Source organism: Streptomyces olindensis (genome assembly GCF_040645895.1).
Lineage (GTDB): Bacteria > Actinomycetota > Actinomycetes > Streptomycetales > Streptomycetaceae > Streptomyces > Streptomyces olindensis.
Genome location: NZ_JBEYZD010000024.1, coordinates 93,554 through 114,558, shown reverse-complemented (window position 1 = coordinate 114,558; position 21,005 = coordinate 93,554). Strand labels below are relative to the sequence as shown.

The following is a 21,005-nucleotide window of genomic DNA, read 5'->3' as shown; positions in this document are numbered from 1 at the left end:
GGCGTCCGCCGACGCGGCCCTCCCCACGGTGGCCTACTGCTCCGGGGCCGGTAGCGCCCGCCCTTCCAGGCCGAGGCCCAGTTCGCGTGCCAGCGCCTCGTCCGTCCACTGCTGTGCCCGTGCTCGCGGCACCGCGCCGGCGTAGGACGTCAGCTGGACGGCGAGGCCGTCGAGGAGGGCGGTGAGGCGCAGGGCCGTGCCGTGCGGGTCCGGGCAGCGGAACTCGCCCGCCGCCACGCCCTCCGCGATGACCTCGGCGATGGCCGCCTTCCACTGCCGGTCCAGGTCCTGGGCGACCTCGCGCAGCGCGGGCTCGCGCAGCGCCGCCGCCCAGCCCTCGATCCACAGCCGCCAGCCCTTGGCCTGGCCGGTGGGGGCGTACCACCGTACGGCCGACCGCAGCCGGCGCAGCGCCGACGTACGGCGGCCGAGCAGCTTGCGCAGGTGCGCGAGATCGGCCTCGGCCGCGTGCCGGAACGCGGCGGCGACCAGCTGCTCCTTCGTCGAGAAGTGGTACAGCACCAGCGCGTTGCTCACCCCGAGCACCGAGGCCACGTCGGCGATCCTGACCGCCGCCACGCCCCGGGCCTCGATCTGCTCGATGGCGGCCCGCAGCAGCTCACCGCGCCGTTCCGCCACGCTCAACCGGACTCTCGTCACGCCGTCACCCTACCCACGCACCGCCCGGCCCTGACGTGCGGATCCGGCCGGTCCGGCACACGCCCCGCGACCGCCTCAGCGGTACCAGCCGAACCGCTCCGCGATCACCGGCAGCCGGTCCTCGGCGATCGCGTGGGCGGCGGCCCGAGGCGCCGTCCCGTCCGCCCGCGCGCGGGCGAGCATCAGCTCGACCAGGGCCCGCATCGAGCGGCGCGTGTACGCGAACGCCTCCTCGGCGTCGGCGCCGATGTCCCCGAACAGCGTCCACCACCACCAGGCGTTCGTGCCGGAGTTCACCACGACGTCCGGCAGCACCGTCACCCCGCGCGCGGCCAGCAGGAGCTCCGCCTCCGGCCGTACCGGCATGTTGGCCGCCTCGACGACCCAGCGGGCGGTGATCCGCCCCTGGTTCCCGGCGTCGATCGCGTACGAGACCGCCGCCGGCACCAGCACCTCCGCTTCGGCCGACAGCCAGGCCTCGCCCGGCAGGTCGCGGTCGCCCGGCCGCAGCGCCGAGCGGTCCACGGTGCCGTGGGCGTCCCGCGCGGCGAGCAGCGCCTCGACGTCGAGGCCCGCCGGGTTGGCGATCGTGCCCTTGATGTCGGCGACCGCCACGACCGTGAGCCCCGCGCGCGTGAGGAAGCGCGCGGTGGCCCCGCCCATGGTGCCGAGACCCTGGAGGGCGACCCGGGTCCCCGCGTACGGCACACCCGCCCGGTCCAGGGCCGTGAGGGCCGCCTCGGCCACCCCGCAGCCGCCGACCAGCTCGTCGAGGCCGATGCCGTCGACCTCGACCGCGAACGCGTCCGCGAGCCGCCGCCGGGCCTCGGCCTCGTCGTCGAGCAGTGGATACACGGCCTGGATCGAGGAGACCAGCCCCGCCTCGGCGGCGGCCCGGTCCACCAGGTCCTGGCTGAGGCCGAGGTCCTCGCCCGTCGTCCACAGCCCCTCGACGTACGGCCGCATGGCGCGCAGGTAGCGCACCAGCAGCGGGTACGCCTCCGGATCGCGCGGGTCGCAGTCGATGCCGCCCTTGGCGCCGCCGAGCGGGACGTAGCGGCTGCCGGGGTCGTAGTGCAGGGCTTCCTTCACGGTCATGCCGCGGGCCAGGCCGGCGACCTCGTCCAGGGTGCAGCCCGGGCGCATCCGCAGGCCGCCGCTGGCGACGCCGCGCACCAGCCGGTCGACGACCAGGAAGCCCTGCCGGCCGGTGACGTGGTCGGTCCAGGTGAGGGACAGCAGGGGGCGCTCCCAGCCGGCGGCCATGCGGGCTCCTTCGCGAGGTTACTGAATCGTCGGTCAGTATCGCCCCGAGTGTGACCCCTGCGCACGGGTGTTGTCGGAGGGGCCGACCATAATGGAAAACCTGACCGACTCCACCTGGAGGTACCGTGGCCGGTTCCCGTCCCCTGAGCCCCGGGCTCCGCGCACTGCAGCCCGAGGCGTTCGGCGCGGACCCCCGCGGCGAGCGCATGGCGCGCATCCGCAGGTCGCCCCACTTCAAGGACGGGGTCTTCCAGAACCCCGGCGGCCCCGCGCGGACCCGGCCCTCGGGCTCGACCCTGGATTTCGCGAAGGTCTTCTTCGACAAGGAGACCCGGCCGCGCCGCGCTCCCAGGGGCACGGTGCCGGTGCACGCCACCACCCTCGCGGACATCTCCCGGCCCCCGGCGACGGGGCTGCGCCTGACCTGGATGGGCCACTCCAGCGTGCTCGCGGAGATCGGCGGCCGGCGGGTGCTCTTCGACCCGGTGTGGGGCGAGCGCTGCTCTCCGTTCCCCTTCGCCGGCCCCAAGCGGCTGCACCCGGTGCCGCTGCCGCTGGCCGCGCTCGGCCCGGTCGACGTGGTGGTCATCTCGCACGACCACTACGACCACCTGGACATGCCCACCATCAAGGCCCTGGCCGGCACGGACACGCTGTTCGCCGTCCCGCTCGGCGTCGGCGCCCACCTGGAGCACTGGGGCGTGTCCGCCGACCGGCTGCGCGAGCTGGACTGGCACGAGTCGACGAAGATCGGCGGCCTCACCCTGACCGCCACCCCGGCCCGGCACTTCTGCGGCCGGGGCCTGCGCAACACCCAGCACACCCTGTGGGCCTCCTGGGTCGTGGCCGGTGACGAGCACCGGATCTACCACAGCGGCGACACCGGCTACTTCGACGGCTTCGCGGAGATCGGTGCCCAGCACGGGCCGTTCGACGCCACGATGATCCAGATCGGCGCCTACTCCGACTTCTGGCCCGACATCCACATGACCCCCGAGGAGGGCATGCGCGCCCACCTCGACCTCCAGGGCGGACCGGAGCACGGCCTGATGCTGCCGATCCACTGGGCCACGTTCAACCTGGCGACGCATCCGTGGGCGGATCCGGGCGAGGGCACGGTCGCCGCCGCCCGCGCGGTGGGCGCCCGCGTCGCGCTGCCCCGCCCTGGCGAACCCTTCGAGCCCACGGCCGGGACCGTCCCGTCACAGCCGTGGTGGCGCGGGGTGGCGCTCGCCCCGTCCGGTGGTCGTCCGGTCGGTGGCGGCCCGGTCGGGGAGGCCCTCGCCGACGCCACGATCAAGACCGCCTCGGACGCGGCAGCCGTGGCCCAGGCCGACACTCAGCGTGACAGTCGAGGCGGGGCGGCCCAGGGCACCGAGGACCCGGAGACGCTTCCGGCGGGCTGACCCGGGGCGCGGCGCGGACGGACGGCGAGGGCCGGGGAGCGAGAGGCTCCCCGGCCCTCGCCGTCTCTGCGTGACCACTTCTGACCAGGTCGGATCGAAACGTTTCCGTGCATGTTCGGATGCCTGACGGGGTTATCGGTCTGTCGTACGAGACCTCATACCAGAGCGGGACGCTCACCGTATGAGTTTGTCAACTGCCCACCGCACATGATGCGCTGGCGACTACTGTCAGTGGCCGTCGGGAAACAGACGGATCAAGGAGCGGGGGCCGGCACGTGCAGGCGCAAGGCGGACGAGGGAGTCGACGCGAGGAGGATCCCCGCTGCCCGAGCGCGACCGACGCAGGCACGGGCGCGGCTGTCGCCGCCGCGCCCGAGCGGCATCCGGACCCCGGCCAGGTCGGTGCCGGACGGAAGCGGCGCGAGTCCGGGCGGGCGGCCCGGGGCGCGCGGAAGCGGCCCCGTGAACCGGTCCGCACCTCCGCAAGCCCCCCTGGCAGCCAGGACCGACGGACCAGTACGAGGACACCGATGTCTCACCTCCGCGCCCCGGCCGCACGCGCAGACCGCCGTGAGGGCGGGCGGCACGGGCGGCCGGCCGCCCGCACCGCCACCGCGCTGCCCGAGACCCACATACGGCCCCAACTGCTGCGTCTCGCGGTACTGCCGCCCGTCGCCGTCGCCCTGAGCGGCTGCGCCGCCGTCCTCTTCACCGTCCGGTCCACCGGAACACGGCCGGGCCTCACGCTGTGGGCCGTACTCGCCGGCGCGGTCTTCGTCGCCCTCGTCGGCATCGGCGTCGCCGCGGTGGCGGCCAACCGGGCCGCCAGGTCCGTGCACGACCGCATCGGAATCCTGCGCCGCGCCACCGCACGGCGCGAGGCGGACCTGCGCGCCCTCGTCGAGACGCTGCGCCGCGGCGACGGACCGCCGCAGCACAGCCCGCAGGGCCCGCGCGACGGCGCCGCCGATGACGCCGACGACTTCGAACTCCTCTCCGGCGACCTGGCCCGTGCGCACGACGGCGCCGTCACCGCCGTCGTGCAGGCCTCGCAGCTCTCCAGCCAGGCGGGCAGCGAACAGAAGCTCGAGGTGTTCGTCAATCTCGCCCGGCGCCTGCAGTCACTGGTGCACCGCGAGATCTCCATCCTCGACGAGCTGGAGAACGAGATGGAGGACCCCGACCTGCTCAAGGGGCTCTTCCACGTCGACCACCTCGCCACGCGCATCCGCCGCCACGCCGAGAACCTCGCCGTGCTCGGCGGGGCCGTCTCCCGCCGCCAGTGGAGCAACCCGGTCTCCATGACCGAGGTGCTGCGCTCGGCCATCGCCGAGGTCGAGCAGTACTCCCGGGTCAAGCTCGTGCCGCCCGTCGACGGCACCCTGCGCGGGCACGCCGTCGCCGACGTCATCCACCTGCTGGCCGAACTCGTCGAGAACGCCACGGTGTTCTCCGCCCCGCACACCCAGGTGCTGCTGCGCGCGGGCCTCGTCACCTCCGGGCTCGCCGTCGAGGTCGAGGACCGCGGGCTCGGCATGCCCCTGGAGGAGCAGACGCGTATGAACGCGCTGCTCGCCGACCCGGACCAGGTGAACGTCGCCCGGCTCCTCGCGGACGGCCGCATCGGGCTGTTCGTCGTCTCGCAGCTGGCCCGGCGGCACGGCATCACCGTCCGTCTGCAGACCAACATCTACGGCGGCGTGCAGGCGGTGCTCGTCGTGCCCCAGGCGCTGCTCGGGGCGGAGGCGGGAGCGCCCGGCGGCGCGGGCCGGCCCCAGGGCGGCGGTACGGCGGCGGGCGCGGAGCGCCCCGCCGTGCCGATGCGGCAGGCGGGGCAGCGCGGGCAGGCGGCGCCGGGCGGGCAGCCACAGGGCGGAGCCGACGCCGGCGCCGGCGGCCGGCTCGGGCGGCAGTCTCCTGCCGACGGGACGGTGTCCGGCTTCTCGTCCGTTGCCGAGGACACGGCGTCCGGTTTCTCGTCCGTTGCCGACGACACGGTGTCCGGCTTCTCGTCCGTTGCCGACGACACGGTGTCCGGCTTCTCGTCCGTGCCGGTGCCCGCGTCCGAGGCGCGGTCGTCCGGCCCGGCGGCATCCGCCGTCCCGGCCACGACAACCGCAGGTCCGCCCGCGGCACCCGCCGGTCCCTCCGCCGCATCCGCCGACCCGTCCCCGGCCGGCCTCGTGTCCGAAGGGTCCCGGCAGGCGGCCGAACCGGCCCCGGGCGGAGGGCCGAAGAACGGCCGGCCCGCGCCGCTGCCCGTGCGCGGCGCCCGCCGCGAGCGACCCACCCCGGCCGAGGCACGGCCCGGCATCAGCGCCGACGACCGGCTGATCCTCGCCGAGAACGTGACCGCGCCGCCCACCCCGCGCAACGGCGTCGTGCGCGGCACCATGGGCAAGCCCCAACTGCCCCGCCGCCGCGCCCAGGAGCACATCGCACCCCAGCTGCGCGACGGCCCGGCGCCCCGCCAGGACTCCGAGTACCTCGTCGGCCACGACCCCGGTCTGATGGCGGCCTTCCAGCGCGGCATCAGCCTCGCCGAGGCCCAACAGAACATGGAGGCCGGGAACATGGAGTGGGGCGACACCACGTCGTCCCCCATGGACAGGGAGCCCGCCCACAGGGACCCGATCCCCCGGCAGCCGGCACACCCGGAGCCGCTCCCCACCGAGCTGTCCTCCCCGACCACCCCGGCCTCCCTGGACGCGGTCCGCACCATCGAGGCACGCGGCGTACGGGACGGTGCGACAGCGTCCCGCCCCGACCACACCACCACCCGGCACGACGGGAGCGCACCCGCCGGATGACCACCCCCGTTTCCCCCCCCACCCCCAGCGCTCCCGCAGACCTTCGTACCCCAAGGAGTCGATCCACCATGGCGAGCGATGCGCCGACCGCCCATGTATCCGATCTCGACTGGCTGATGAGCGGCCTCGTGCAGCGCGTACCGCACACGACCGCCGCCGTGCTGCTGTCCTGCGACGGACTCGTGAAGTCCGTGCACGGCCTCGACCCGGACAGCGCCGACCACATGGCCGCGCTGGCCTCCGGCCTGTACTCCCTCGGCCGCAGCGCCGGGGTCCGCTTCGGCGACGGCGGCGACGTACGCCAGGTCGTCGTCGAACTCGACTCGACCCTGCTGTTCGTCACCACCGCCGGCTCCGGCACCTGCCTGGCCGTGCTCGCCGGCCGCGAGGCCGACGCGGCCGTGCTCGGCTACGAGATGGCGATGCTGGTCAAGAGCGTCCGCCCCTACCTGGTGACCGCTCCCCGGCAGTCCGTCGAATCCCCGGCGATGAGGCCTTGAGCGTGACGGCGGCCGGTGACGGGCCCTGGCTCGACGACGCGGCCGGGCGACTGGTGCGCCCGTTCACGGTCAGCAACGGCCGCACCCGTCCCACCGTCGCGCTCGACCTCGTGTCGCAGGTGATGGCCACCGGGGCGACCCCCCTCGGCTATCTCGGCCCCGAACACGCGGAGGCGCTCGAGCGGTGCCGTGTGCCCGTCGCGGTCGCCGAGGTGGCCGCGCATCTGAAACTGCCGGTGGCCGTCACCAAGGTGCTGCTGGCGGACCTCGTCGACTGCGGGGCGCTGACCACCAAGCCCCCCGCGTTCCACCACAACCCGACGGACCGGGCTCTTCTGGAGGCAGTGCTCGATGGACTACGACGACAGCTCTGACTACGCCGACGGACCCGGCCGCGGCGCCGACCCGTTTCCCACCGCGCTGAAAATCCTGGTGGCGGGCGGGTTCGGCGTGGGCAAGACGACCTTCGTCGGCGCGGTCAGCGAGATCGCACCGCTCAGCACGGAGGAGCTGCTCACCACCGTCAGCGCCGCGACCGACAACCTCGACGGCATCGAGAACAAGGTCGAGACGACCGTGGCCATGGACTTCGGCCGCATCACGCTCGACCCGCAACACGTGCTCTACCTCTTCGGCACGCCCGGCCAGGAGCGATTCTGGTTCATGTGGGACGAGTTGTGCGAGGGAGCGCTCGGGGCGGTCATCCTCGCCGACACCCGCCGCCTCCAGGAGTGCTTCGCGGCCGTCGACTTCTTCGAACAGCGCGGCCTCGGATTCATCATCGCCGTCAACGAGTTCGACGGTTCCCACCGCTACGACCCCGAGGAGGTGCGCGCGGCACTCGACCTGCCCGAGGAGGTCCCCGTCGTGTGCTGCGACGCCCGGATCTCCAGCTCCGGGGTCCAGACCCTGCTGACCCTGGTGCGCCACCTCATCGCCCACGCGCCCGCCCCCGCGACGGGGTACGGCGCCCACATGTGATCTCCAACCACCCCCAGGGAGACCGTATATGACGCATGCCCACACTCCAGGAGCGTGCCCATGAGCTACGACCCGCCGCGCCCGGCCGGTCGTCTGCTTCTCACACCCGAGGACAAGGAGGCCCCGGCCCGCGCCCGCCGACTGCGCGGGCTGGGCCTCGGGGAGCGCCCCGAACCCGCGCTCGACACCTTCGCGCACCGCCTCGCCGAACTGACCGGGGCGCCCTACGCCATGGTCAACTTCCCCGACGAGCAGCGGCAGTTCTACGCGGGCCTGTACGTCCCGGCCGTCGCGCCGGTCGTGCGGAGCGACGGCACCAGCCCGCAGCTCGGCCGCACACTGCCCCGCGACCACGGCTTCTGCCCCCATGTGGTGGCGCGACGCAAGGCCCTCGTCCTGGAGGACGTCCACGACTATCCGCGGTTCTCCGGCAACCCCGTGGTCGACGAGTTCGGCATCCGCTCCTACCTGGGCGCACCGCTCATCGACGGCACGGGGCTGGTGCTGGGCACGCTCAGTGTCGCCGACGTCGAGCCACGGCCGTGGGGCAAGCAGGGCCTGACCACCATCAAGGAGCACGCCGCGCGGCTCGCCATGGAGCTGGAGGGCCGGGACGGCCTGCTGCCCTACTGAACGCCCGGGTGGCCGCCGTGCCCGCGCAAGGCGTGAAGGAAAGCTGAGGCGGCGCTTAAGAAAACCTCGATGGACCGGTCCGGCCGCCGTACGGCACATTGCTGTGCGATCCCACTCCTCTCCCGGTCCAGGGGCTCCTTCGGCATGCCCGGAGCCGGGACTCACCCCCAGGAGCCGTAGCGGTGAAGGCGCTGGTCAAGCAGAAGGCGGAACCCGGGCTGTGGCTCGCGGACGTCCCCGAGCCTCCGGTCGGGCCGGGCGACGTCCTCATCAAGGTGCTGCGCACCGGTATCTGCGGCACCGACCTGCACATCCGCGCCTGGGACGGCTGGGCCCGGCAGGCCATCAGCACCCCGCTGGTCGTCGGGCACGAGTTCGTCGGCGAGGTCGTCGAGACCGGGCGGGACGTCACCGACATCGGCGTCGGCGACCGGGTGAGCGGCGAGGGGCACCTGGTGTGCGGCAAGTGCCGCAACTGCCTGGCGGGCCGACGCCACCTGTGCCGGGCCACCATAGGGCTGGGCGTGGGCCGGGACGGGGCGTTCGCCGAGTACGTGGCCCTGCCCGCCGCCAACGTCTGGGTGCACCGGGTGCCCGTCGACCTCGACGTGGCCGCGATCTTCGATCCGTTCGGCAACGCCGTGCACACCGCGCTGTCCTTCCCGCTCGTCGGCGAGGACGTGCTCATCACCGGCGCCGGCCCCATCGGCCTGATGGCCGCCGCCGTCGCGCAGCACGCCGGCGCCCGCCACGTCATGATCACCGACGTCAGCGAGGAGCGTCTGGAGCTCGCGCGCAAGATCGGCGTCAGTCTCGCGCTCGACGTCTCCGGTGCCACCATCGCCGACGGGCAGCGCACGCTCGGACTGCGGGAGGGCTTCGACATCGGCCTGGAGATGTCCGGCCGCCCCGAGGCGCTGCGCGACATGATCGCCAACATGACGCACGGCGGCCGGATCGCGATGCTCGGCCTGCCCGCCCAGGAGTTCCCGGTCGACTGGGCCCGGATCGTCACCTCGATGATCACCCTCAAGGGCATCTACGGCCGCGAGATGTTCGAGACCTGGTACGCGATGTCGGTCCTGCTGGAGGGCGGGCTCGACCTCGCCCCCGTGATCACCGGCCGGTACGGCCACCGCGACTTCGAGGCGGCGTTCGCCGACGCGGCGAGCGGCCGCGGCGGCAAGGTCATCCTCGACTGGACGGCGTAACTCCCGCCCCAGGCAAGACTCCCGCCCCGCAAGACTCCCACCCCCGCAAGACTCCCACCCCCGCAAGACTCCCACCCCCGCAAGACTCTCTCCCGCCGCAAGCACCTCAGGAGCTTCCCGATGTTCGACTCCGTGCGCGACGACCTGCGCGCCACCCTCGACGAGATCCGCGCCGCCGGTCTGCACAAGCCCGAGCGCGTCATCGGCACCCCGCAGTCCGCGACCGTCGCCGTCACCGCGGGCGGCCGCCCCGGCGAGGTCCTCAACTTCTGCGCCAACAACTACCTCGGCCTCGCCGACCACCCCGAGGTCGTCGCCGCCGCCCACGAGGCCCTGGACCGCTGGGGCTACGGCATGGCCTCCGTCCGTTTCATCTGCGGCACCCAGGAGGTGCACAAGGAGCTGGAGGCGCGGCTGTCCGCGTTCCTCGGCCAGGAGGACACGATCCTCTACTCCTCCTGCTTCGACGCCAACGGCGGCGTCTTCGAGACGCTGCTCGGCCCCGAGGACGCGGTCATCTCCGACGCCCTGAACCACGCGTCGATCATCGACGGCATCCGGCTGTCCAAGGCCCGCCGCCTGCGCTACGCCAACCGCGACCTGGCCGAACTGGAGGCCCGGCTCAAGGAGGCCTCCGACGCCCGCCGCCGGCTGATCGTCACCGACGGCGTCTTCTCCATGGACGGCTACGTGGCCCCGCTGCGCGAGATCTGCGACCTCGCCGACCGCTACGACGCGATGGTCATGGTCGACGACTCCCACGCGGTCGGCTTCGTCGGCCCCGGCGGCCGCGGCACGCCCGAGCTGCACGGCGTCATGGACCGCGTCGACATCATCACCGGCACCCTCGGCAAGGCCCTCGGCGGCGCCTCCGGCGGCTACGTCGCCGCCCGCGCCGAGATCGTCGCCCTGCTGCGCCAGCGCTCCCGGCCCTACCTGTTCTCGAACACGCTGGCCCCGGTGATCGCGGCGGCCTCCCTGAAGGTCCTCGACCTGCTGGAGTCGGCGGACGACCTGCGCGTCCGGCTCGCCGAGAACACGGCGCTCTTCCGCGGCCGCATGACCGAGGAGGGCTTCGACGTCCTCCCCGGCGATCACGCCATCGCCCCGGTGATGATCGGCGACGCGGCGAAGGCCGGCCGCATGGCCGAACTCCTGCTGGAGCGCGGTGTGTACGTGATCGGCTTCTCCTACCCGGTCGTGCCGCAGGGGCAGGCCCGGATCCGGGTGCAGCTCTCGGCCGCGCACTCCACGGACGACGTGCACCGCGCGGTCGACGCGTTCGTCGCGGCACGGGCGGAGCTGGAGGGCTGAGAAGCAGCGGTGACCTGAGAGAATCGATCGCATGATCGAGGCGCGGCGGCTCCACATCCTCCGTGCGGTGGCCGACCACCGCACGGTGACGGCGGCTGCCGCCGCGCTGTACCTGACCCCGTCGGCCGTGTCCCAGCAGCTCGCCGCGCTGGAGCAGGAGACCGGCCACCGGCTCGTGGAGCGCGGCGCCAAGGGCGTACGGCTCACCCCGGCCGGCGAGATCCTGCTCAACCACACCAACGCGGTCCTCGCCCAGCTGGAGCGGGCCGAGGCCGAGCTCGCCGCGTACAGCTCGGGAGCGGCCGGCACCGTCACGGTCGCCTCCTTCGCCACCGGGATCGCCCTGGTCGTGGCGCCCGCGGTGGCCCGCCTCGCCGAGTCGGCGCCCGGCATCCGCATCCGCGTCCAGGACGCCGAGGGCGACGCCAGCCTGCCGATGGTGCTGGACCGGCAGGTGGATGTCGCCGTCGCCGTCGAGTACCGGGGCGCCCCGCCCGCCGACGACCCACGGCTGGCCCACGTACCGCTGTACGCCGAGCCCTTCGACGCGGTCGTGCCCGTCGGTCACCGGCTGGCCGACGCGGCCGAGGTGCCGCTCGCCGACCTGGCCAAGGACTGCTGGATCGGCCCCTACCCCGGCAACCCCTGCCATGACGTGGTGGTCCTGGCCTGCGAGAACGCCGGTTTCCAGCCCCGCATGGAGCACTCCTCGGACGATTTCCGCGCGGTCGTCGCCCTCGCCTCGGCCGACGCGGGTGTGGCCCTCGTACCGCGCTCGGCGCTGCGCGGCATGGACCTCGCCGGCGTGGTCGTCCGCCCCGTCGACGGCACGCCCCCCACGCGCCGGGTCTTCGCCGCCGTACGTCGGGGAGCCGAGGGGCACCCCCTCATCCGGCCGGTGCTGGACGCGCTGAGCGCGGCGGCCCCGGTGTGAGGACTCCGTAACCCGGGCGTCTCATATCCGGGATAGCGTCCCGAATATGAGAAATGACGACCTCGACCCCGTCGACGCCAGGCTGGGGGCCCGCCTGGCCGAGCTGCGGGCGCAACACGGCTACTCCCTGGGCGAGCTGGCCGACCGCAGCGGAGTGAGCCGGTCCACCCTCTCTCGTGCCGAGCGGGCCGAGATCAGCCCCACGGCCTCGCTCCTGAACCGCCTGTGCGCCGTCTACGGGCGGACCATGTCCCAGCTCCTCAGCGAGGTCGAGGCCGAGCCGGCGCCCGTGGTGCGCACCGCCGACCAGCCCGAGTGGCGGGACCGGACCTCCGGCTTCGTGCGGCGGTCCGTGTCCCCACCGCACCCGGGGCTGCGCGGCGAACTCGTCGAGGGACGGCTCACCGCCGGCGCCGACCTCGCCTACGACCGCCCGCCCGTGGCCGGCCTGGAGCAGCACATCTGGGTGCTCGAAGGGGCCCTGGAAGTGACCGCGCAGGACACCGCACACCACCTGGGCACCGGCGACTGCCTGCGGATGCGCGTGTGGGGGCCGACCCGGTTCCGGTGCGCCGCCCCCGAGGGCGCCCGGTACCTGCTGGCGGTGGTGCGGCCGTGACCCCTCTGGACGAATCCCGGCTGCGGCGTCACGCCGGGGCGTTGGCGGACCTGCTCGCCGACACCGTCAACGGCGGTGCCTCGGTCGGCTTCCTCGCCCCGCTCGACCGCGCGGAGGCCCTGGCCTGGTGGCGGGAGCGGGCCGCCGACGTGGCCGCGGGCCGGCTCGCCGTCTGGGCGGTCTGCGAGGGGGACCGCGTCCTGGGCACCGTGAGCCTGGCCTTCCCGCGCAAGGCCAACAGCCGCCACCGCGCCGAGGTCGTGAAGCTCATGGTGCGCCGGGAGGCCCGCGGGAGGGGCCTCGGACGCGGGCTGCTGGCCACCGCGGAGGAGGCCGCGGCGGCCGCCGGCATCACCCTGCTGCACCTGGACACCGAGACCGGCAGCCCCGCCGAGCACCTGTACCGGTCCGCCGGCTGGACCTCGATCGGCGCGATCCCGGACTACGCGGCGCGCCCCGACGGAGTGCTGCGACCGACGACGATCTACTACAAGCACCTGCCGGCGACCGCTCTCACCAGGTGATTGTCAGTGGCAGCGGATACCGTGCCTGCCATGCCGGATGCCGAAGACGTACGACGGATCGCCCTGTCCCTGCCGGACACCACGGAGAAGATCGCCTGGAGCATGCCCACGTTCCGGGTCGCGGGCAAGATGTTCGCCACACTGCCGGAGAACGAGACGTCCATCGCCGTGCGCTGCCCCAAGGTCGAGCGGGACGAGCTGGTGCTCGCCGAGCCGGGCAAGTTCTGGATCGCGGACCACGAGGCGCAGTTCGCCTGGGTCCGGGCCCGGCTCGACGCGCTCGAGGACGAGGCCGAACTGCGGGACATCCTCGCCGACTCCTGGCGCCAGGCGGCCCCCACCCGGCTCCTCGAGGCGCATCCCCGGCTGGGTCTCCCGGCCGGGTGACACCACCCTCCGGAGCTCACGCCGCCGCGGCCGCGCCTCCACCCAGGAAGCTCCCGACGCGCTCCCGGAGCGACCGGGCGTCGAGCCCGTGGGCGGCGGCATGCTCCTCCGGCTGCCCGTACCGCCGCAGCTCGCGCCGGCCCACACCCAGCCCGAGGACCCGGTGCGGCACATCGGACAGCGCGTCGTTCGCGGCGGCCGTCGAGGTGCCCGCCAGATAGGGCTCGACCAGGACGACGTCCGCCCCCGCCGTCTCGGTGGCGAGGCGCAGGGCGGCCCCGTCGAAGGGGCGGACGGTCGTCGCGTACAGCACGGTGACGTCCAGCCCCTCGGTGGCGTCGAGCACCGCGTCGAGCGTCGGCCCCACGGCGACCACCACACCGGAGCGCCCCTCGCGGACGGTGCGGAAGCGCTCCCCGTCCACCGGCAGCGCCCGCCCGTTGGACTGCACGGACAGCCGTACGTACACCTTGTCGTCGCCCGCGGCGACCGCGTGCCGCAGCAGCGTCTCGGCCTCGTCCGGGTGGCCCGGGACGTGGACGGTCCAGCCGTCCAGGGTGTCGAGGAGGGCCACGTCGCCCGGCGCCATGTGCGTGTACCCCCCGGCGGGCCAGTCGAAGGAGGCGGCGGCGCTCACCAGCACCGCGCCCGCGTCCTGGTGCCCGAGGTCCAGCTTGACCTGCTCGAAGGGCCGCTCCACGAGGAAGCTGGCGAAGGTGTGCACGACGGGCCGCAGCCCGGTCAGCGCCAGTCCCGCCGCCGCCCCGACCAGGAGCTGCTCGCGGATGCCGACGTTGACGACCCGGTCGGGATGCCGGCGGGCGGCCGCGGCGAACCCGTCCACGCCGATCTCGGCGAGGACCACGGCGACCCGGGGGTCCTCGTCGAGCAGCCGGGAGACGACAGGGGCGAAACGGTCACGCATGGTGTCCATGGGTACGGATTCCTTTTCGTGGGGTCGGGAGTCGGGAGTCGGGAGTCGGGAGTCGGGAGCCGGGGGTCGAGGGTCGAGGGTCAGGCGGACTTGGGCTCGACGCGGGCCACCACCACGTGCGGCCGGCCCGGGTGCGGAGCGGTGAAGGCGGCGTGCAGCGCCTCGTGGTCACGGCCGTCGACGGTCAGCGCGGACCAGCCCGCGGCCTCGAAACGGGCGGCGATCCCGCCGGGGCGGGCGTATGTCGCCGAGGAGTTGTCGATGACGACGGTGTGCAGCCGGTCGAGTCCGGCGGGCCCGGCGAAGGCGATCGCCTCGTGGTTGCTGCCCTCGTCCAGCTCGGCGTCCCCGACGAGCGTCCACACCCGCGGTCCGTCGAGGCCCTGGGCGCGCAGTCCCAGCGCCGTGCCGACGGCGATCGGCAGCCCGTGCCCCAGCGAACCGCTGCCGATCTCGGCCCCCGGCACGAGGGTGCGGTCCGGGTGGTGGCCGAGCGGGGAGTCGTACGAGCCGAAGCCCGGCAGCCACTCCACGGGCACGAAGCCCTTGGCGGCCAGTACGGCGTAGTACGCCATCGGCCCGTGCCCCTTCGACAGCAGGAACCGGTCCCGCTCCGGGTCGGCCATCCCCTCCGGGCTCACCCGCAGCACCCGGTCGTAGAGCACCCACAGCACGTCCAGCGTGGACGTCGCGGCCGGGCCGTGCTTCTCGTCGCCGGTCATCAGGGCCATCAGCCCCGGCAGGTCGGCGTACGTGTACGTGTGCGTGTGCGTCGCGTTGGTCATGACGACGAGCCTGCAACCTCAATCAATGTTGAGGTCAAGCGGCGGCCGCGGGAAACGGATGCGCGATCACCGGTGTGAGTGCGGTATTGTTTCCCTGCGCGTTCGGCCAGGGGAAACCCCCAGGTCAGACGGGCAACGGGACGTGGCGCAGCTTGGTAGCGCACTTGACTGGGGGTCAAGGGGTCGCAGGTTCAAATCCTGTCGTCCCGACAGAATCGATCAGCGGGTCCGCCGATATCGGCGGACCCGCTGATTGCTTTTCCGGCAGCCGTCGTGCCGCCTCAGCCTCCGCCGTCCAGGTCGTCGCGCCGACGCAGGATCTCCAGCTCGTGGCCGTCGAGCCGCATCTCGTACAGCTTCCCGCGGGCGTTCTCGAAGGGGCGGTGGAGGATCATCATCAGCTGCCCGTCGAAGGTGCGGAACAGCATGCCGTGGCCGCTGTCGTCGCGGACCAGCGGGCGGTGCTGCCGCCACGGGCCCGTCAGCTCCCCGGACTCCGACACGGCGTAGGTCTGCACGTAGCCGCCGCTGATGGTGCCGTCCTCGCCGGCCACGTTCTTCTCGTAGGTCGACCACAGCATGAGCAGCGACCCGTCGGGAGTGCGGTACAGCTGAGGGCCGTCCGTGATGTACGGCGGGAGCTGATGCGGTACGCCGGCCGGGATCTGCTCGCCGGTCCACGGCGCGTCCGAGGCCTTGAAGAGGTGGACCGGGTCGCCGACCGACGCGGACAGGTCCGGGGTCAGCCGGACCGCCTCCATCGTGCCGTCGATGGTCTGGAGCCACTCGTGCGCGTACACCATCCACGGCTGCCCGGCCGGGTCGGTGTACAGCGTGCCGTCGAGGGTCATCAGATGCTCGGGCGGGACCGGGCGCGAGGGGTCGAGGACGGTGAAGGGGCCGAGCAGCGAGTCCGACACCGCCGTGATCGTGCCGCGCATGTGGGTCGCGGTGCGGAACGGCACGCCCCACCGGTTCGGCGGCGGGACCGGAAGCGGCCTGCTCTCGTTGTGCAGCGTCGTGAACAGGTAGTACCTGCCGCCCCACGCGTGCACCTCCGGCGCCCACGCGCCGTCGGTCGCCCAGATCCCGTCCTGGTCGGAGGTCCGGAACACCACGACGGGGTCCGTCCAGTCACGCAGGTCGTGGCTGCGGTAGACCATCGTGCCGGTGCCGTCGACGCCCGACACGGAGGGGACGTTGGACGTGTACAGGTGGTACGTGCGCGTCACGTCGTCGGCGACGACGAACGGGTCGTGCAGCGGCATGTCGGGAAGGCGCATCGGCGAAGGTCCTCTCGTCACCGGTTACTCGTCGCCGGTCCGTTCGTCGCCAGTGCCCCGGTCACCGCCGCGAGCGGTCAGATCACACAGCCCGCGTGCGCCAGCGCCTGCTTCAGCAGCACCCCGTGCCCACCCGGCATCTCGCTCTGCACCGCCTCCGACAGGGCCTCCTGCGGGCTGAACCACACCAGGTCCAGCGCGTCCTGCCGGGGCCGGCAGTCGCCCGTCACCGGCACGATGTAGGCCAGGGACACCGCGTGCTGGCGGGGGTCGTGGTACGGCGTGATCCCCTGGGTCGGGAAGTACTCCGCGACCGTGAACGGCTGGAGCGAGGCCGGGACGCGCGGCAGGGCGACCGGCCCGAGGTCCTTCTCCAGATGGCGCAGCAGGGCGTCGCGGACGCGCTCGTGGTGCAGCACGCGGCCGGAGACCAGCGTCCGGCTGACCGTACCGTCGGGCCCGATGCGCAGCAGCAGGCCGACGCTGGTGACTTCGCCGCTGTCGTCGACGCGTACCGGGACCGCCTCGACGTACAGGATCGGCATGCGGGCGCGCGCCATCTCCAACTCGTCGGAGGACAGCCAGCCGGGCGTGGTTTCGGTCATGTCAGACATCGCTTGATCATACTTTCAGCCGTGTGGACTTCCTGGGTAGCCGCTCCAGGGGAACTGTGACCGGCCACACGCGCGTCAGGGCTTCACGGCCACCGCGCCGTACTGCGGGACCAGCACGGCCGAGCCGGGCTCGGCGCGCCACTGCCCGCACGACACCATGCCCGGGTCGAGCAGGTCGAGGCCGTCGAGGAAGGCGGCGATGTCCGTGCCGCTGCGGGCCGTGATCGGGGGAGTGGCGTTCTCGTTCCAGAACTTCATGGCCGGGATCTGGCCCGCGCCGCCGAGCTCGTCGTCGAAGGTCGGGTGGGTGAGGACCAGGAAGCTCCCGGACGGGACCGCGGCCATCACCCGGCGCACGATGTCCCGGGCCTTGGCGGTGTCCAGGACGAAGTTGAGGATGCCCAGCATCATCACGGCGACGGGCCGGGTGAGGTCGAGGGTGTCCGCCGCCCGCTCGATGATGGCGTCCGGGTCGTGGACGTCGGCGTCGATGTAGGCGGTGGCGCCGTCGCTGGTGCCGGTCAGCAGGGTGCGCGCGTGCACCAGCACGATCGGGTCGTTGTCGACGTAGACGATCCGGGCGTCGGGCGCGATCCGCTGGGCGATCTCATGGGTGTTGTCCGCCGTCGGCAGACCCGTGCCGATGTCGAGGAACTGCCGCACTCCGCGCTCGCCGGCCAGGTGCGCCACGGCCCGGCCGAGGAACTCCCTATCCGCCCGGGCGATGTCCCGGATGATCGGGAACATGCCGGCGACGTGCTCCCCGACCTGCTGGTCGACCTCGTAGTTGTCCTTGCCGCCGATCCAGTAGTTCCACACGCGGGCGTTGTGCGCCACACCGGTGTTCAGCCTCGCCGAGCCGCTCGGCGGGGTGTGGCTCTCACTCACGTCTGTTCCTCTCCTCGCACGAGCGACCGAAACCGGCCATCGCCGCCATTGTGCCGTCCCGTTGATCACGCTGTCCCGGGAATCGGCAGAGCGGGTGGGGCGGTGGGTGCGCGGCAGCCGATGGGCGGTCGGTGCGCGGCAGCCGGTGGGGCCGTCGGTGCGCGGCAGGAGCGAGCCGCGGGCCTGCGACCTGGTCCGGCCACGGGCCCGACTCGGCTCAGTCGGGGCTCGCGGCGGGCGTCCGGCCGGCCAGGACGTCCTCCAGGCGCTGGGTGCCGAGCCGCGCGGCCTGCTCGACGGAGTCCTGTTCGTCGCCGTCGAGCCCGCCCGCCGTGACGGTGATCGCGTCGTTGCCGACGCGCACGGCGGCGACGTCCAGGGTGAGGGTGGCCTCCGTGCCCCCGATGGGGCCCCGCACCGTCACGCGCAGGCCCTCACGGGCGTCGCCCACGGCGGGCGGCGAGGTGTCGACGACCTGGACGGTGCGCTGTTCACGGCCGTCGGTCACGGTGAACTGGTCGCACTCCTGCGGCAGGGAAGCCAGCCAGTTCAAGGACTCCTGTGGGTCGGTCCGGTCGTAGGAGGCGACCTGGTACAGCAGCCGTGAGTCGCCCTGCGTGAAACCGCGCAGCGCCGACACGCCCGACGGTCTGCCCAGCAGGTCGTCGTCGAAGAGGGAGTCCATGAGCCGTTGGCAGTCGGCGGCCTGGGCCTTGGCGGTGAGGAAGTCGGAGACGTCCACCCGGCCGATGAGCAGGCTGTCGTGCCAGTTCTGGGCCTCCGTCTCCTTCACCTGGGTCCAGTCGTCCTCGATGTCCGCCTCGGTGATCAGCGCGGCCCGTGCACCGCTCTCGGTGAGGGTGGCGGTGGGGGAGGGGGTCTGCCGCCGCTCCCCGGCGACCTGCGACGCGGTGACGCCCGGGACGCGCGAGCCGTCCTCGCCGCCGCCGTCGGAGCAGGCGGCGCCGGCCAGGAGCGTGCCTGCCGCGAGGGCGCAGGAGAGAACGCGGGTGTGCCGGGGCGGACGACGGGTCATCGGTGGTGCCTCCTGGGGACGTGACGCGTGTCCTCAGCGCACCACCGGCACCGACGGCCCACCACCGGCACCGGACTGTTCGGGTGAGCGCCCGCCGGGGCGCGGACGCCTCACGCTCCGGCCCGGGCGTGCCCGTTCTGCCAGGCCCAGGCCGCGATCTCGACGCGGTTCCGGGCGGCCAGCTTGGTCTGGACGCTGGACAGGTGCGTCTTGACCGTGGAGAGGGAGACGTACAGTTCCGCCGCGATCTCGGCGTTGGTGCGGCCGAGGGCGACCAGGCGGACCACGTCCAGCTCGCGCTCGGTCAGCGGCTCCCGGAGCGGCGCCGAGGGGGCGGGGGGTGCCGGCCGGGGCGCGCTGTCGGCGGGAGTCGCCGCCGTGACGTGCTTGAGCAGGCGGACCGTGACCGACGGGGAGACCAGCGAGTCGCCCGCGGCGGCGGCGCGCACGGCCTCCGCGAGGAGGGTCGGCCCGGAGTCCTTCAGGAGGAAGCCGCAGGCACCGCCGCGCAGCGCGCCGTACACGTACTCGTCGAGGTCGAAGGTGGTCACCACGACCACCCGCATCGGGTCGGCGACCTGGGGCCCGGCCAGCAGCCGGGTCGCCTCCAGACCGTCCAGCTTCGGCATCCGGATGTCCAGCAGGCACACGTCCGGGCGCTCCCGGCGGGCCAGCGCCACCGCCTCCTCGCCGTCGCGGGCCTCGGCGACCACGGTGATGTCCGGCTGGGCGTCGAGGAAGAACCGGAATCCGGTGCGGACCATGTCCTGGTCGTCCGCGATGAGCACCCGGATGGGAGCGCCGGCGCGGCCGGCGGTGGCCGGTTCTGGGGTCGTCATGGGTCGATCATGCCTCGGCCGGTGCTCGGGCATCCAGGTGACGGAGGGTGAGGGATGTGCCTCCACCCTCGCCCGCGGACCCGGACACGCGCCTCGGCCGAACGGCCACACGCTGCGGACCAGGCCCTCGGCCGATCGGGCGATCCCCGCGCCCGGGGTCCTCGCCTACCGTGAGCGGCATGAGATCGACCTCTCCCCGGGGCTGCCTGCGGGGCTTCGCCGTCGGCTTCCTGCTGGCGGCCTCCGCGTACGACCTGGTGATCCACGGCGCGCTCGGGCACAGCCTCTGGCCGCCGGCGGTGGTGCTGCTCGCCGGGCTCACCGCCGTGCTGTGGCCGGCCGACCGCAGGCCGCGGTGGCTCACCCCGCAGCTGCGCACCGCCGTGCCCGCCGGGGCCTCCCTGCTCTTCACGACCGGCGTCCTGGCCGGGAACAGGGAGGTGCCGTTCGGTCCGGGCGAGGTGCTGATCCTGTTCAGCCTGCTGTTCATCGCCGTACGCCACTGCCCGTGGCCCGCGGCGCTGCTGTGCGGTGCGCTCGACGCGGTCGCCCTGCTCCTGCTGCCGGTGCGGTACCTCCGGTCGCCGCTGGACGAGTCGCTGCTGGCCGTCGTGGTCGGCCTGGTCCTGGCCGGGCTCGTCGCCGGGCTCGCCGGGTACCTGCGCTCCCTGGACTACCGGCGCACCGTCGCGGTCTTCGACACGCGGCGCGCCGAACGCGTCGCCATCGCCGCCGACCTGCACGACTTCGTCGCCCACCACGTCACCGGGATCCTCGTGCAGACCCAGATGGCCCGCATGATGGCGGCTCGGCAGCCGCAGGACCTCGACCCCGTCCTGGCCGGCATCGAGCGCGCGGCGACCGAGGCGCTGGCGTCCATGCGGCGCACCGTGGGCGTGCTGCGCGACACGGGCGCGGAGGCCGCCGACCGCCGTCCCGTCGGCGACCTGGCCGGCATCGCCGACCTGGTCGACGGCTTCGCGAGCCCGGGCCAGAAGTCCGTCCTGCGTCGCGACCCGGCCGTCTCCGACGACCTGCCGCACGAGGTGCAGGCGGCGGCCTTCCGGGTCGTGCAGGAGGCGCTGACCAACGTGCGGCGGCACGCGGCCGACGCCACGGAGGTCACCGTCCGCCTGGCCCGGGCCGGTGACCGGCTGGAGGTCACGGTGGCGGACGACGGCCACGGCGGCACGCAGCTCCCGGAGGCGGCCCACGGGGGCGGCTTCGGGCTGGTCGGACTGACGGAGCGGGTCACGGCGCTGGGCGGGGAACTGCGGGCCGGGCCGCGGGCGGGAGCGGGGTGGCAGGTGACCGCGACCTTCCCCGCGGGCGGCGGCTGAAGCGGATCCCGGGTCTCGCTGGCGCGGCACGCCGCGCGGGT

22 protein-coding genes and 1 tRNA gene are annotated in these 21,005 nt (G+C 73.6%); 14 read left to right on the top strand and 9 right to left on the bottom strand.

Annotated features, from left to right (window positions below):
- Positions 1-33: 33 nt before the first annotated feature.
- Both ABZ948_RS18075 and ABZ948_RS18070 read right to left on the bottom strand, forming a co-directional pair.
- Entirely contained in the window at positions 34-660 is a 627-nt protein-coding gene (locus ABZ948_RS18075; protein WP_359760628.1) for a TetR/AcrR family transcriptional regulator, read from the bottom strand.
- A 75-nt stretch (positions 661-735) separates the two neighbouring features.
- Positions 736-1,926, bottom strand: coding sequence for a Glu/Leu/Phe/Val dehydrogenase dimerization domain-containing protein (locus ABZ948_RS18070; RefSeq protein ID WP_359760626.1), 1,191 nt, complete (start codon positions 1,924-1,926; stop codon positions 736-738).
- A gap of 125 nt (positions 1,927-2,051) precedes the next feature.
- Between ABZ948_RS18070 and ABZ948_RS18065 the strand changes: the two genes are divergently transcribed.
- From ABZ948_RS18065 to ABZ948_RS18010, 12 genes are all read left to right on the top strand, one after another.
- A complete protein-coding gene (locus tag ABZ948_RS18065) occupies positions 2,052-3,332 on the top strand; it encodes an MBL fold metallo-hydrolase (RefSeq protein ID WP_359760624.1) in 1,281 nt (426 codons plus the stop codon).
- A gap of 530 nt (positions 3,333-3,862) precedes the next feature.
- Positions 3,863-6,142, top strand: coding sequence for a sensor histidine kinase (locus ABZ948_RS18060; RefSeq protein ID WP_359760622.1), 2,280 nt, complete (start codon positions 3,863-3,865; stop codon positions 6,140-6,142).
- Positions 6,143-6,210: 68 nt separating this feature from the next.
- Positions 6,211-6,642, top strand: coding sequence for a roadblock/LC7 domain-containing protein (locus ABZ948_RS18055; protein ID WP_031112764.1), 432 nt, complete (start codon positions 6,211-6,213; stop codon positions 6,640-6,642).
- A 2-nt stretch (positions 6,643-6,644) separates the two neighbouring features.
- Positions 6,645-7,016: a DUF742 domain-containing protein gene (locus tag ABZ948_RS18050; RefSeq protein ID WP_114256583.1), complete on the top strand. Its 372-nt coding sequence runs from the start codon at positions 6,645-6,647 to the stop codon at positions 7,014-7,016.
- Positions 6,994-7,623: a GTP-binding protein gene (locus ABZ948_RS18045; RefSeq protein WP_031112766.1), complete on the top strand. Its 630-nt coding sequence runs from the start codon at positions 6,994-6,996 to the stop codon at positions 7,621-7,623. Before ABZ948_RS18050 ends, ABZ948_RS18045 begins: the two co-directional genes overlap by 23 nt.
- Before the next feature lie 60 nt (positions 7,624-7,683).
- A complete protein-coding gene (locus ABZ948_RS18040) occupies positions 7,684-8,256 on the top strand; it encodes a GAF domain-containing protein (protein WP_359760619.1) in 573 nt (190 codons plus the stop codon).
- A 182-nt stretch (positions 8,257-8,438) separates the two neighbouring features.
- Entirely contained in the window at positions 8,439-9,467 is a 1,029-nt protein-coding gene (gene tdh / locus ABZ948_RS18035; RefSeq protein WP_359760618.1) for an L-threonine 3-dehydrogenase, read from the top strand.
- Between the two features lie 120 nt (positions 9,468-9,587).
- Positions 9,588-10,781, top strand: a complete 1,194-nt coding sequence (locus tag ABZ948_RS18030) for a glycine C-acetyltransferase (protein WP_359760616.1) — start codon at positions 9,588-9,590, stop codon at positions 10,779-10,781.
- 31 nt (positions 10,782-10,812) lie between these two features.
- Positions 10,813-11,715: a LysR family transcriptional regulator gene (locus tag ABZ948_RS18025; RefSeq protein ID WP_359760614.1), complete on the top strand. Its 903-nt coding sequence runs from the start codon at positions 10,813-10,815 to the stop codon at positions 11,713-11,715.
- A 46-nt stretch (positions 11,716-11,761) separates the two neighbouring features.
- Entirely contained in the window at positions 11,762-12,334 is a 573-nt protein-coding gene (locus ABZ948_RS18020; RefSeq protein ID WP_359760612.1) for a helix-turn-helix domain-containing protein, read from the top strand.
- Entirely contained in the window at positions 12,331-12,858 is a 528-nt protein-coding gene (locus ABZ948_RS18015) for a GNAT family N-acetyltransferase (RefSeq protein WP_359760610.1), read from the top strand. Before ABZ948_RS18020 ends, ABZ948_RS18015 begins: the two co-directional genes overlap by 4 nt.
- Before the next feature lie 30 nt (positions 12,859-12,888).
- Entirely contained in the window at positions 12,889-13,245 is a 357-nt protein-coding gene (locus ABZ948_RS18010) for an MmcQ/YjbR family DNA-binding protein (RefSeq protein ID WP_359760608.1), read from the top strand.
- 16 nt (positions 13,246-13,261) lie between these two features.
- Here ABZ948_RS18010 and ABZ948_RS18005 read toward each other — a convergent pair whose 3' ends face one another.
- Both ABZ948_RS18005 and ABZ948_RS18000 read right to left on the bottom strand, forming a co-directional pair.
- Positions 13,262-14,179, bottom strand: a complete 918-nt coding sequence (locus ABZ948_RS18005) for a transketolase family protein (RefSeq protein WP_359760606.1) — start codon at positions 14,177-14,179, stop codon at positions 13,262-13,264.
- 80 nt (positions 14,180-14,259) lie between these two features.
- On the bottom strand, positions 14,260-14,964 hold the full coding sequence (locus ABZ948_RS18000; protein WP_359760604.1) for a thiamine pyrophosphate-binding protein: 705 nt from the start codon (positions 14,962-14,964) through the stop codon (positions 14,260-14,262).
- Between the two features lie 136 nt (positions 14,965-15,100).
- Between ABZ948_RS18000 and ABZ948_RS17995 the strand changes: the two genes are divergently transcribed.
- Positions 15,101-15,174 (top strand) — tRNA-Pro (locus tag ABZ948_RS17995).
- 71 nt (positions 15,175-15,245) lie between these two features.
- On the opposite strand, the gene ABZ948_RS17990 is transcribed toward ABZ948_RS17995, so the two are convergent.
- From ABZ948_RS17990 to ABZ948_RS17970, 5 genes are all read right to left on the bottom strand, one after another.
- On the bottom strand, positions 15,246-16,247 hold the full coding sequence (locus ABZ948_RS17990) for a glycoside hydrolase family 43 protein (RefSeq protein ID WP_359760602.1): 1,002 nt from the start codon (positions 16,245-16,247) through the stop codon (positions 15,246-15,248).
- Positions 16,248-16,324: 77 nt separating this feature from the next.
- Complete coding sequence (locus ABZ948_RS17985) at positions 16,325-16,852, bottom strand: NUDIX hydrolase family protein (protein ID WP_190050758.1); 528 nt, start codon at positions 16,850-16,852, stop codon at positions 16,325-16,327.
- A gap of 84 nt (positions 16,853-16,936) precedes the next feature.
- Positions 16,937-17,749, bottom strand: coding sequence for an SAM-dependent methyltransferase (locus ABZ948_RS17980; RefSeq protein ID WP_359760600.1), 813 nt, complete (start codon positions 17,747-17,749; stop codon positions 16,937-16,939).
- Between the two features lie 217 nt (positions 17,750-17,966).
- Positions 17,967-18,785, bottom strand: a complete 819-nt coding sequence (locus ABZ948_RS17975; RefSeq protein WP_359760598.1) for a hypothetical protein — start codon at positions 18,783-18,785, stop codon at positions 17,967-17,969.
- 110 nt (positions 18,786-18,895) lie between these two features.
- On the bottom strand, positions 18,896-19,624 hold the full coding sequence (locus tag ABZ948_RS17970) for a response regulator (RefSeq protein WP_359760596.1): 729 nt from the start codon (positions 19,622-19,624) through the stop codon (positions 18,896-18,898).
- A 179-nt stretch (positions 19,625-19,803) separates the two neighbouring features.
- Here ABZ948_RS17970 and ABZ948_RS17965 point away from each other — a divergent pair, with 179 nt between their 5' ends.
- On the top strand, positions 19,804-20,964 hold the full coding sequence (locus ABZ948_RS17965; protein ID WP_359760594.1) for a sensor histidine kinase: 1,161 nt from the start codon (positions 19,804-19,806) through the stop codon (positions 20,962-20,964).
- Positions 20,965-21,005 lie beyond the last annotated feature (41 nt).